This window comes from Heliomicrobium sulfidophilum (genome assembly GCF_057715735.1).
The window spans coordinates 393,119-404,873 of the sequence record NZ_JBVTZZ010000004.1; the positions used below are offsets into that span (position 1 = coordinate 393,119).

At 56.0% G+C, this 11,755-nt stretch carries 9 protein-coding genes and 7 tRNA genes; 7 read left to right on the plus strand and 9 right to left on the minus strand.

Going from position 1 to position 11,755, the window contains the following annotated elements; genetic code table 11:
* The first annotated feature begins 22 nt into the window (after positions 1-22).
* The gene (corA, locus tag AC0CW1_RS03500; protein ID WP_488181697.1) at positions 23-994 is read left to right on the plus strand and encodes a magnesium/cobalt transporter CorA; all 972 of its coding nucleotides are present in this window, start codon (positions 23-25) and stop codon (positions 992-994) included.
* Positions 995-1,247: 253 nt separating this feature from the next.
* Here the strand turns inward: corA and AC0CW1_RS03505 are convergent, their stop codons facing one another.
* Positions 1,248-2,180 (minus strand): S8 family peptidase, encoded by a 933-nt coding sequence (locus AC0CW1_RS03505; RefSeq protein WP_488181698.1) that lies wholly within the window; start codon positions 2,178-2,180, stop codon positions 1,248-1,250.
* A gap of 187 nt (positions 2,181-2,367) precedes the next feature.
* On the opposite strand from AC0CW1_RS03505, the gene AC0CW1_RS03510 reads away from it, so the two are divergent.
* Together AC0CW1_RS03510 and AC0CW1_RS03515 are read left to right on the plus strand one after the other, a co-directional pair.
* Entirely contained in the window at positions 2,368-3,096 is a 729-nt protein-coding gene (locus tag AC0CW1_RS03510) for a hypothetical protein (RefSeq protein ID WP_488181699.1), read from the plus strand.
* Positions 3,097-3,221: 125 nt separating this feature from the next.
* The gene (locus AC0CW1_RS03515) at positions 3,222-3,950 is read left to right on the plus strand and encodes a cytochrome c biogenesis CcdA family protein (protein ID WP_488181700.1); all 729 of its coding nucleotides are present in this window, start codon (positions 3,222-3,224) and stop codon (positions 3,948-3,950) included.
* A gap of 161 nt (positions 3,951-4,111) precedes the next feature.
* Here AC0CW1_RS03515 and AC0CW1_RS03520 read toward each other — a convergent pair.
* The 8 genes from AC0CW1_RS03520 to AC0CW1_RS03555 form a co-directional block, all read right to left on the minus strand.
* Positions 4,112-4,187, minus strand: a tRNA-His gene (locus AC0CW1_RS03520).
* Positions 4,188-4,195: 8 nt separating this feature from the next.
* Positions 4,196-4,270: transfer RNA gene (locus AC0CW1_RS03525), tRNA-Gly, on the minus strand.
* A 4-nt stretch (positions 4,271-4,274) separates the two neighbouring features.
* A tRNA-Lys gene (locus AC0CW1_RS03530) sits at positions 4,275-4,350 on the minus strand.
* Positions 4,351-4,370: 20 nt separating this feature from the next.
* A tRNA-Gln gene (locus tag AC0CW1_RS03535) sits at positions 4,371-4,445 on the minus strand.
* Between the two features lie 4 nt (positions 4,446-4,449).
* Positions 4,450-4,534, minus strand: a tRNA-Tyr gene (locus AC0CW1_RS03540).
* A gap of 6 nt (positions 4,535-4,540) precedes the next feature.
* Positions 4,541-4,616 (minus strand) — tRNA-Phe (locus AC0CW1_RS03545).
* Between the two features lie 2 nt (positions 4,617-4,618).
* Positions 4,619-4,694, minus strand: a tRNA-Glu gene (locus AC0CW1_RS03550).
* Positions 4,695-4,808: 114 nt separating this feature from the next.
* Positions 4,809-5,000, minus strand: coding sequence for a hypothetical protein (locus tag AC0CW1_RS03555; RefSeq protein ID WP_488181701.1), 192 nt, complete (start codon positions 4,998-5,000; stop codon positions 4,809-4,811).
* 219 nt (positions 5,001-5,219) lie between these two features.
* Between AC0CW1_RS03555 and AC0CW1_RS03560 the strand changes: the two genes are divergently transcribed.
* The 4 genes from AC0CW1_RS03560 (at position 5,220) to mutS (ending at position 11,755) form a co-directional block, all read left to right on the plus strand.
* The gene (locus tag AC0CW1_RS03560) at positions 5,220-6,671 is read left to right on the plus strand and encodes a PAS domain-containing sensor histidine kinase (protein WP_488181702.1); all 1,452 of its coding nucleotides are present in this window, start codon (positions 5,220-5,222) and stop codon (positions 6,669-6,671) included.
* 129 nt (positions 6,672-6,800) lie between these two features.
* A complete protein-coding gene (miaB, locus tag AC0CW1_RS03565; RefSeq protein WP_488181703.1) occupies positions 6,801-8,135 on the plus strand; it encodes a tRNA (N6-isopentenyl adenosine(37)-C2)-methylthiotransferase MiaB in 1,335 nt (444 codons plus the stop codon).
* A gap of 57 nt (positions 8,136-8,192) precedes the next feature.
* On the plus strand, positions 8,193-8,834 hold the full coding sequence (locus tag AC0CW1_RS03570; RefSeq protein WP_488181704.1) for a DUF3793 family protein: 642 nt from the start codon (positions 8,193-8,195) through the stop codon (positions 8,832-8,834).
* 125 nt (positions 8,835-8,959) lie between these two features.
* Positions 8,960-11,755, plus strand: coding sequence for a DNA mismatch repair protein MutS (mutS, locus tag AC0CW1_RS03575; protein WP_488181705.1), 2,796 nt, complete (start codon positions 8,960-8,962; stop codon positions 11,753-11,755).

An 11,755-nucleotide genomic window follows, 5' to 3' on the forward strand; every position in this document is an offset into this window, starting at 1 on the left:
GACCCCCGGGAGGGAGAACGAAATGATCAAGACCTATATCTTTGACGCGCAACAAGACAAGGTCCTCCATGACATCCACCTCGATCAAATGGAGCAATGGCTCGCTTCCCCCGACAACCTGATCTGGATCGACCTCTATGACTATGACGCCGACGAGGTCAACCAGGTGGCCCGCGTCTTCGACTTTCACCCACTGGCCATTGAAGACGTTCTCCATGCCAGTCCCCGGGCCAAGGTCGACCGGTATGACCGGTACTTTTTCTTCGTCTTTCACGCCTTGCGCTACGATGAAGAGAGCGACGACGAGTTGACCCTCTTTGAACTGGACGTTTTCCTGGGCAAAAACTATATCGTCACCTTGCACCGTTCCGCCCTGCCGGCTGTCGGTCGAGTCGCTTACCACTGCCTGCGCGGAACGCGGCTGATGAACCGCGGACCCGATTACCTCATCTACGCTATCGTCGACGGCATCATCGACGAGTACTTTCCTATCGTAGAACGCCTCGGCGACCGGATCGACGAACTGGAGGACGAACTCTACATCAACCCGGCCCGTGAGACGACGGACGAGATGTTAGCTCTAAAACGAACCTTATTGCTCCTGCGCAAGACCGTGTTGCCCCAGAAGCGGATCTTCTCCAACATCAACGGCCGCTACTCCTTCGAGGTGAGGGAAGACAACCGCCCCTACTACCTCGATTTGGTTGACCATATCGAGCGGATCTCCGACACCATCGACACCTACCGCGACCTTGTCAACAGCGCCATGGACACCTACTTCTCGATCATCTCGAACAAGACGAACGAGATCATGCGGGTGTTGACGATCATCTCGACCATCTCTATGCCACTGACGGTCGTTACCGGCGCCTTCGGGATGAACGTGCCCATCCCTGCCCATGAGAACCCTTTCATGTTCTACGGCATCTGGATGAGCATGGCTGTCCTGTCAGCAGGGATGCTCTACTGGTTCCGGCGAAAGAAGTGGATATGATTGCTGCAAAACCGCAGCCCTTGGAAGGCTGCGGTTTTATCTTTACATTCAATTAATTCAAGGCGCCTCTTTCCCCTTTTTTACAACGGCTTTATGATCAAAGCAGTCGTAAAAAAGGGGCAATGGGGAATTGATCATCCATAACAAGTCAACCATCCTCGGCGTACTCCCCGTAGACGGAGAATAACGAAAAGACGCCATTTCAACTCCGGAATGACGTCTTATGTTTTGTTCTCCCTACTCGCCATAAAGACTAAAATCGGAAAAAGCCGTACCCGTAATCCTTCCGGTCGCCAATCATTACGGCGTGTTCCAGCATAATCCGACGCACCTCGGTCGGGGGAGGGAGGGCGCTGGCCTTCTTTCTTTTTTCCGCCATCAGCAGCGCGGCGGCGCCGGTGATGTGAGGCGCAGCCATACTGGTGCCAGAGAGGCGCACATAGCGGTTCAAGGGGTAGGTGCTTAAGATGTTGACACCGGGCGCGGCCAGAAACAACTCTGGCCCCTGGCTGGAAAAGGCTGCTCGCTTGACGTTGCGATCGACGGCGGCCACGGTCAGCACCAGATCGGCCCAGCGTCCCGGATAATCGATGGAGTCCTTGCTAAAGGTTTTTGAGGCGTCATTTCCGGCAGCAGCTACAAAGGTGATTCCCGCCTGATTGGCCTTCTCCAACATGGCGCGCAATTTGGCGTTGGGCTTTTGGCTGCCGAAGGACATGTTGAGCACATGAATCCCGTTGTCCAGCGCCCACTCGACAGCGGAGATGACATGCTCCTGGCCGCCTTCGCCCTTTTCGTCGAGAACCTTCAGCGCGTAAAGCTGGGTCTGGGGCGCGACGCCAACGATGCCGATGCCGTTGTCGGAACCGGCGATGATCCCCGATACATGGGTGCCGTGACCATGATCATCGGCATAGTTGTCATTCTTATCGAGGAAGTTGTAGCCCCCCCGGATGTTCTCTTTTAGATCAGGGTGCGCCCGATCGACGCCAGTATCCAAGACGGCGACACGGATGTTCTCCCCCTTGGAACGCAGCCATTGCCGGGGGGCGTTGATCAGCTTGACACCGTAATCGACCACCTGCCCCGGCACCCGGTCCATGATCCGGTGGATGGTGAGGGGAAAGAGGTGGTTTTTTCCATAGGATGGCAGTCCGGCGCCTCGGCCAGCGACGGTTTCTATCATGTAAGAAAGCTCCTTTCCCACAAACAACGACGATTTGTCGTGATCCAGTTTATGGAAAAGCAAGGCGGATCGTTCCTGGCCAGTTCGACAAAAGTGGTGAAAAAACGAAAGAGGAAAGCGGAGGGAATCGACGAATATGAGTGGTGGATAAAAATGGAAATTACAACCAGAGGTGGTTGCCATGGGAATGTTGGTAAAACTTTTCCAAAGGCGCGGCAGCGGTTACCCACCGGCGGGAGAATTGTCATTGCCGCCGGGATTGGGGATCTCCGACCAGCGAAACGGCGCCGGCTATGCGAGCTTCCGTAAGCCTGGGAAGCAGGAACCGATGCTTTATGACGAAGAAGAACGGCGGCTGCTGCGAGACATCAACCTGTCGCTGATCATTATCAAGATGACCTTCCAACTGGCCGATGACCGGCGGTTCGCCTCAGGCATGGTAGCCCGCCACCTGCAACCCTTTGTGGTCCTCGATATGGACAGGTCGCGCAAAGAATACCTGCAATTGCTGGCCCAGGTGGCGCGCGACGAATCGGCGAATTTCGCCACCAAAGCGGGCTTTGAGAGCTTTGAAGCTTTGGGGCGGCGGTGGCAGAAATCGGGCAAAGACCTCTATGATCAGTCCCTTTTGATGGGGCCCATGGGAGAGCAGTTTGAGAGCAAGCTCCAGCACATCCTGCGCAAATACGCTAGGATGGCGGATGCGCCCTACCTGACGATGGTGACGCGGTTGCCGGCGGAGCCGCTGCGGATCGAGATCCCGCGCTTTCAGGTCATCCGGCCCTTTGTGATCGGTGGCATCCCTTGCTCCAGCTTCGAGGACGCCCGACTGCTGGCCCAGATGCTGGCGCCTGCCATGGCCCGTGATGAAAAGGACGGACTGATCGAACACTTCACAAGCCACTACATTGAATAGTTGGTTGCTTGTCTCAAGGTGGTTCTAAGGCAGCCTAGAGCAAATCTGAAAAAAAGCTTCCCTATCTTGAACCCCACGGGATTCTGCGGTACACTGTGATGGAGAATAGGGGGGAGGGGTATCCTATGGACTCGGTTTCCATCACTGTCGCTTTTCTCGCGGGGATCGCTTCTTTTTTATCGCCCTGCGTGCTGCCACTCGTGCCGGCCTATGTGACCTATCTGACCGGCTCTGTCGTCGCTGAACTGCCTCAGGGAGAAGCGGCGGAAGGAGAGAAAAAACAGCCGAACCATCCTTTTTGGCGCGCCATCGCCTTCGTACTCGGTTTTTCCGTCGTCTTCATCGCCTTGGGAGCGACGGCGACGGTGGTGGGCAAATGGCTGATCCAGTATCAAGGGGTCTTGCGCGTCGCCGCCGGCGCGATCATCGTCCTCTTCGGCTTGCATCTGAGCGGGTTGCTGCCGATTCCAGGACTCTACCGAGAGGTTCGTTTTGGCGGTAAGCCGAAGACAGGCGGATGGCTGGGCGCCTTTCTGTTGGGCATGGCCTTCGCCGCCGGCTGGTCTCCCTGCGTGGGACCGATCCTGTCGGCCATCTACATTTATGCGGCCACCGGTGAGACGCTGGGCCAAGGTTTGGCGCTGCTAACAGCCTACTCTACGGGTCTGGCGGTTCCCTTTCTGGTGACGGCCTTGTCGATAGCCAGGTTTGACTTCTGGTTCCGGCGGATGAGCCAGCACCTGACCAAAATCTCCATGACCAGCGGCGTCGTCATGGTGGCTGTCGGGATTTTGATCCTGACTGACCGTTTGGGCAGGATGAGCGCCTATCTTGACTTTTTGCCGAATTTTTGAAGAAAAATTGGGGCTGTGAACATAACCAGCTTTCGGCGGAGTCCATGGATGTATTTAAACGAAAAATGACCCGGGAATGAGCCCGGGTCTTGTCGATTGCCTGCCGTCTGATAACAAAAATAACAAAAACTGCGGTTATTTGCCGCAGTTTCTTGTCTAGATGGGGCGGCTGATGGGAATCGAACCCACGAGTCCCGGAGCCACAATCCGGTGCGTTAACCACTTCGCCACAACCGCCATAAAAATGGAGCGGAAGACGAGATTCGAACTCGCGACCCTCGCCTTGGCAAGGCGATGCTCTACCGCTGAGCTACTTCCGCAACATGGTGATCCATGCTGGACTCGAACCAGCGACACCCTGATTAAAAGTCAGGTGCTCTACCAACTGAGCTAATGGATCATGGATAGCGAGGGGGAAAATGGCTGGGGTGGCTGGATTCGAACCAACGAATGGCGGAGTCAAAGTCCGCTGCCTTACCGCTTGGCTACACCCCAGTGATGGTGGAGGGAGAAGGATTCGAACCTTCGAAGGCAGAGCCGGCAGATTTACAGTCTGCTCCCTTTGGCCACTCGGGAATCCCTCCGTGCTATGGTGCCTCGGGGCGGAATCGAACCACCGACACGAGGATTTTCAGTCCTCTGCTCTACCGACTGAGCTACCGAGGCGTTGGTGACCCGTAGGGGATTCGAACCCCTGTAACCGCCGTGAAAGGGCGGTGTCTTAGACCGCTTGACCAACGGGCCAAATCGCGAACGCAAGAGGTATTATAGCGGATTCACGAAGGCAAATCAATATTATTTTCGACGGAAAAATTAGAAATATATTCATCCTGATTGAGTAGCGACCGCCGGAGCGTCCTAACGACCCTTTGGCGGTTTTTTTTGCGTCTTTTGGGGTTTAGCAACGGTAGTATCTTTTGCTTTTTTTGACGGATCCAACTTCCCGGCAGCCTGCATCCGACTGATTTTGATTCGCGCGGCTATATAGCCGATCAGCAGCGCCAAGGCGATGGCCCCCATGTAGAGCCCGATCGATTCGCTGACAGACATGGCGGATCCCCTTTCGGTTTCGAACTTTCTTTCACTAATGTAACCGAACAAAGAGAAATAAACAAGGTTAACGGCTGGAAGACATTCAAAACGGATGTGCTTTCGAATAAAAAATCACAAAATATTACAAAAAATCAAAGGAAATGCTCCCTTATTAGTCGAACTAAGTACCGTATCGTTACTTCCTTTCTGATAGGCACATAAAGGGAGGTGGGAAACATGTGCCCCGGCTTGTCGGATGACCACCGACTTATCTTTGAACATGCTGCCGTTGGTTTGTGTTTAAACGACCTGGAGGGGAGATGCCTGAAGGCAAACCAAGCATTCTGTTCCATCGTTGGCTACTCGGAACAGGAGTTGCAGCATATGCGCTTTCAGGACTTTTCCCACCCTGACGATTTAGAAGCAGAAAAGGAGTATCTGCGGAGACTCCATTCTGGCGAATTGGACGGCTATACCTTGAAAAAGCGGTACATCAATCGTGAGCGGTTGATCTGGGTGCAGATCACAATTGTTCCAATTCATGATCAACAGGGCCGACTCGCCCACACCCTGGCGCAGGTTCAGGACATTACCGAGGAAAAAAGGATCGAGTCAGAATTGCATTCCCAGGCCCTATTGCTGCGGGAAGCGCGGGACAGCGCCGAGAACCAGATCCGGCAGTTTTTTGAGCTTTCGGTCGATCTCATGTGTGTCGTCGGCATGGATGGCTCTTATAAGCAGATCAACGGCGCCTTCACCCATGTCTTCGGCTACACGGAAGAAGAACTGATGGCAGCTCCTTATCTAAACTTTATCCATGAAGACGACCGGTTCAAAGTGAAGGCGCTGAACTGGGACATGTTCAAGAGCCAGCCCTTGCGGGATTTGGAAGTGCGTCATCGATGCAAGGATGGTTCTTATCGTTGGATTTCCTGGAATTCAGTTGTCAACCTACAGACGGGCCTGATTTACGGCGTTGGTCGCGATATTACGACACAAAAACAGATGGAGCAGGAACTCGTCTCCATCGATCGTCTCAATATTATCGCCCGTATGGCCGCCGGGCTCGGTCACGAGATCCGCAATCCCATGACCACCGTTCGCGGTTTTCTTCAGATCATGTTGAAGAATGAGAAAAAACCGGAGAACCGCGAGTACTATGACCTGATGATCAGTGAACTTGATCGCGCGAACGCCATCATCACCGAGTTTTTAAGCTTTACCCGACGGAAATCGAAAGATCCCCAGTCAAGCAACCTGAGAAGGCTGATCGAGGAGTTTTTCCCCTTGATGCAAGCTGACGCCTTGCGGGAAGACAAGTGGATCCATCTGGAATTGGCCGATGTGCCCGATCTGATCCTCGACGAAAAAGAAATTCGCCAACTGCTCTATAATCTCGTCCGAAATGGGCTGGACGCCATGGGGCCGGGAAAGTGTGTCACGATTCGGACGTCTCTTGAGGATGAAGTCGTTGTCTTGCAAATCGAGGACCAGGGTCCGGGGATTTCAGAAAAAGACTTGAAAAATCTGGGCGTGCCCTTTTACACCACCAAAGATACAGGGACAGGCATGGGTTTAGCGATCACCTATAACATTGCCAACCGTCATAAGGCGAAGATATCTGTGGAAACGAGTTCGAAGGGGACCTGTTTTATTGTACGCTTTCCCTTGAGCAGACCGAAAGGATAGGGCTTTCACGGACTTGCGCCCTGACGAGAAATACTCGTCAGGGCGCTTCTTTCGTGGTGTGCTTCTTTTCAATAGGGAGCGCATTGGGTATAATGATCTAACTGAAAAAGAATGTCGAGGAGCGGACTTGTGAGCAATAAGAAGAATACCTATCATATCTTGACATACGGCTGTCAGATGAACGAACGCGACACAGAGTCGCTGGCTGGTTTTCTCCAGCAGATGGGATACACAGAGTCCACTCCGGAAGAGGCTGGCGTCCTGCTGATCAACACCTGCTGTGTCCGTGAATCAGCCGAGCGCAAGATATTAGGCAAATTGGGCGAACTGCGCAAGTACAAGCTGGCCCGTCCGGAAACGGTCATCGGTATCGGCGGCTGCATGGTCCAGCAGCCGGGCATGGGCGAACGGATCCGGAAGGAATACCCCTATGTGGACATCATCTTCGGCACCCACAACCTGCACCAGTTGCCCCGGATGATCGAGCAGTGTCAGTTTGGCCAGGTGGTCGAAGTCTGGGACAGCGAGGGCGAGGTCGTCGAGGATCTGCCGGAGCGCAAGGTGGAAGGCATCAAGGCCCATGTAACGATCATGTACGGTTGCAACAACTTTTGCAGCTACTGCATCGTCCCCCATGTGCGCGGTCGGGAACGCAGCCGTACCCCGGAAGACGTCGTCAGAGAGGTTCAGTCTCTTGTCATCCAAGGGGTCAAGGAAGTGACCCTCCTCGGACAGAACGTCAACTCCTACGGCAAGGATCTGAAGCCGCGCTTTTCCTTTGCCGACCTCCTGCGGATCGTCAACGGCGTAGAGGGGCTGAAACGGATCCGCTTCACCACGTCTCATCCCAAGGATTTCGATCTCGCTTTGATCGTGGCCATGGCAGAGTCCGACAAGGTGTGCGAGCACATCCACCTGCCTGTCCAGGCCGGGAGCAACCATATCCTGGCGGCCATGAACCGCGGCTACGACCGTGAACACTACATGGAGATGATCGGCCGAATTCGCCAAGCCATGCCCCAGGTGACTCTGACGACAGACATCATCGTCGGCTTCCCCGGTGAGACAGAAAAGGACTTTGCCGACACGCTCGACCTAGTCGAAAAGGTGCGCTATGACAACGCCTTCACCTTCCTCTATTCCAAACGCAGCGGCACCCCAGCGGCGGAACTGGCGGAACAGGTCGACGCGGAGTCGAAAAAAGCGCGATTTCAGCGGTTATTGCAGTTGCAAAACCGGATCAGCCTGGAACACAATAAAGCACTCATCGGAACCATCCAGGAGGTCCTGGTGGAGGGGCGGAGCAAGACGAATAAGGAACTGATGACGGGGCGGACGCGGGGTAACAAGATTGTCGTCTTCGCTGGCAACGAGCAACAGGTGGGGGAGACGGTTTCCGTTCGCATCGATGAGGCGCGGACGTGGACGCTCTTGGGAACGATGGTGTCGAGGGAAGAACCCTAGGTTGGCCAAGGCTATTCCCTGGGTATAGCCGAGAAAGCGCCAGGGCAGGCTTTTTCCATGATGGAAAAAATGGATCTCCGCTTTGAAGAATGGAAAAAGAGCCTCGAAAGCAAGACGACGGCGCAGGCCCGTTTTGAGCGATGGCTCTTTCTTTATCTGTCTAAGGTGCTTTTCGCCAAAAAACCGGGGGAACTGTTGCGGTTTTCGGCGCCCTTCTTTGGCCGATCAGTGACGGAAACAGTGTCCGAAGCGAAGGCATTGGCCGGGCGGTGGGGGGTGTCCTCCTCGCTGATGCGCCAGAGCGGTCGAACAGCCCATGTCATCTTCTATGTGCCGGAACGGTTAGCTCAAGTGCTGGAAAATGTGGCGAAAAACCGGTTGTTTCAGCGCTTGGGATACGGGCGTGACATCACAGCAACCTCCTTTTTAGAGGAATTGGCCAATCGATGGCAACAGAACGGGCAAATCCCCCATGAAATCGGGATTGCTGTCGGCTATCCGCTGAAAGATGTGCTCGGATTTATGGGGGCCGTCGATTTACCTAAGCGGATGGTTCGCGAGTGGTGCATCTACGGCAGGGAGGCGCTTTCGCTCAAGCGCAAGGAAGAGTTTGACCTGGGATTATGGCAGGCGATGGTCTACTTGCAGGTGGACGAAAGCGCGCTGATCCGGGATGAGCTGCGCCATCCCCATGAGTGATTCGGGGAACATCAAGAAAGGATGCCGGGCAGGCATCCTTTCTTCGCGACATCCTTTCAGATGCCTGTTATAATTGCTCTTGTACGGGAAAACCCGGTGAGACTTTTTGGGTTCGAGGTTGAGATATGAAAGCTGTCACTCCCATGATGAAACAATATCAGGAGATAAAAAATCGCCAGCCGGACGCGATCCTCCTTTTCCGTCTCGGCGATTTTTACGAGATGTTCGGTCCCGATGCGCTTCTGGCGTCGCGAGAGTTGGAGATTACCCTCACGGGACGGGACGCCGGCCTGGAAGAGCGCATCCCCATGTGTGGCGTGCCTTACCACTCTGTCCAAGGGTACATATCGCGTCTTGTTGAGAAGGGATACAAGGTTGCTATCTGTGAACAGGTGGAAGACGCGGGGGCAGCCAAGGGGATCGTGAAGCGGGACATTGTCCGAGTCGTCACCCCAGGCACCCTCATGGACACGAACGTACTCGAAGAAAAGAGCAACAACTACCTCGTCGCGGTGGCCCACTTCTCCGATGAGTGGGGGTTGGCCGCGCTCGATGTTTTTACCGGTGATTTTTTGGCGGCGCGCTGGCATGATCGCGACCTGTCCGCCTTTCAAGGGGAGATCACCCGCCTAAGCCCAAAGGAACTGCTCGTGCATCCCGCCGTGGCGGCTAACTTCCCCGACCTGACGGAGGGGTGGAAGAAGCAGGGCATCTTGATCAGCCCCTATCCGGCAGAAGGCTTAACGGTTGAACAGGCCACATCGGTCATCAAGCGGCAGTTCAAGCTGTCCAGCCTGGAAGCCTTCGGCTGTGCCCACTGGCCGGCGGCCATCGTCGCCGCCGCCATCGATTTGCGCTATGTCCAGGAGACGCAGAAGGCGAATCTGCCCCATATCACCCGCTTGCAGACCTACACGACAGACCGCTTCATGCGCCTGGACCCGGCCACGCGCCGCAACCTGGAACTGACCCAGACGATGCGGGAGAACAGCCGCAAAGGTTCTCTTTTGGGAGTCATCGACAAGACCGTCACGGCCATGGGCGGACGACTGATCAAGCGATGGATCGAACAGCCCCTGACAGACGCCGAGGCCATCGGCAAGCGCCAGGGCGTCGTCACAGCGCTGGTCGAGGACGGCATGTTGCGCCAGGATATACGCGCCGGCTTGCGGGCGGTCTACGATTTGGAGCGATTGGCTGGCAAAGTGGCTTATGGCTCCGCCAATGGCCGCGATCTGATCGCCCTGGCGTCATCGCTAGAGGTGCTGCCGCTGCTCTTGGACAAACTGCGCCAGGGACAGCCAGTACTGGAGAGACTCGCCAACTGCATCGATCCGCTCACTCCGGTGGCCCGGCGCATCGTCGACACGCTTGTCGATGAGCCGCCCGTCTCTGTCCGGGACGGCGGGCTGATCCGAGGCGGCTTTCACCCGGAAGTGGACGAACTGCGGGAGATCGCCGGATCCGGCAAGGAGTGGCTGGCCCGCATTGAACAGCGTGAACGGGAGCGGACCAGCATCCGGTCGCTGAAGGTGGGCTTTAATAAAGTCTTCGGTTACTATATCGAAGTTTCTAAAGCGAACATGGCCAGCGTACCTGCCGATTATATCCGCAAGCAAACCCTGGCCAACGGCGAGCGCTACATCACGCCGGAGTTAAAGACCTATGAGGAAAAAATCCTCGGCGCCGAAGAAAAGTTGACTCAGTTGGAGTACCGCCTGTTTACGGAACTGCGAGATGCCGTCGAGGCGGTGCTGCCGCAGTTGCAGAAGACGGCGGAACAGGTGGCCCATCTGGATGTCTTTGCGGCCCTGGCCCAGGTGGCCGTCGAGCAGGGCTATGTCTGCCCGGACATCCATGACGGGATGGAGATCCACATCCAGGGCGGGCGCCATCCTGTCGTGGAGGCCTATCTCGGGCCGGGTGTTTTCGTGCCCAATGACACGCGCTTTGACGATGGCGAAGCGCTGCTCTTGATCACCGGCCCCAACATGGCTGGCAAGAGTACCTACATGCGCCAGGTCGCGTTGATTGTGCTCTTGGCCCAGGTGGGGTCCTATGTGCCGGCCACATCCGCTTCGATTGGCGTGGTGGATCGCATCTTCACCCGTGTCGGCGCCTCTGACGACCTAGCGACAGGCCAGAGCACCTTCATGGTTGAGATGACCGAGGTCGCCCACATCCTCCACCATGCCACGCCGCGCAGCCTCGTCGTCCTTGATGAAGTGGGGCGCGGGACAAGCACCTTTGACGGCATGGCCATCGCTTGGGCGGTGGCGGAGGCGATCCAGCGACTGGGGGCCAAGTCCCTCTTCGCTACCCACTACCATGAACTCGTCCGCCTGGAAGAGACGCTGACTGGTGTGCGCTGCTACACCATCGCCGTTCGCGAGTCGGGCGATGACATCGTCTTTTTGCACCAAATTCGCCCTGGCGGCGTCAATAAGAGCTACGGCATCCAGGTGGCCCGACTGGCTGGATTGCCTTCATCGGTGATCCTGCGGGCGCGGGAGATCCTCTCCGGCCTGGAAAGCGACCAGGAGAAGCGATCAGGTCGATGCGCCGCCGAGCCGGCCGCAGCGTTGGCGACAGCTTTGCCGACGGCTCCGGTGACGGCGGCAGCGGTCGTCCAAGAGGGAAGTCGGTTTGCCGCCGCCATTTCCAAGGAAGCCACTCATGAAACCTCCCATGTGCCATCCCATGTACCTGCTGAAGATGCCGCCTGTATATTCGGCGCTGGCGATGCCGGCCAGTTAATGCTCTTCGGCGAATCGAGCCACCCTTTCGCGCTACCCCGAGGCAGTGAAGCCCTGTCTCGCCTGGCTGAGGATCTTGGCCGGCTGGACATCAACCACATGACACCGCTGGATGCCCTTAACTGGTTGGCCAAACAGCAAAAGAAGCTAAAACGGGGGAGGTAG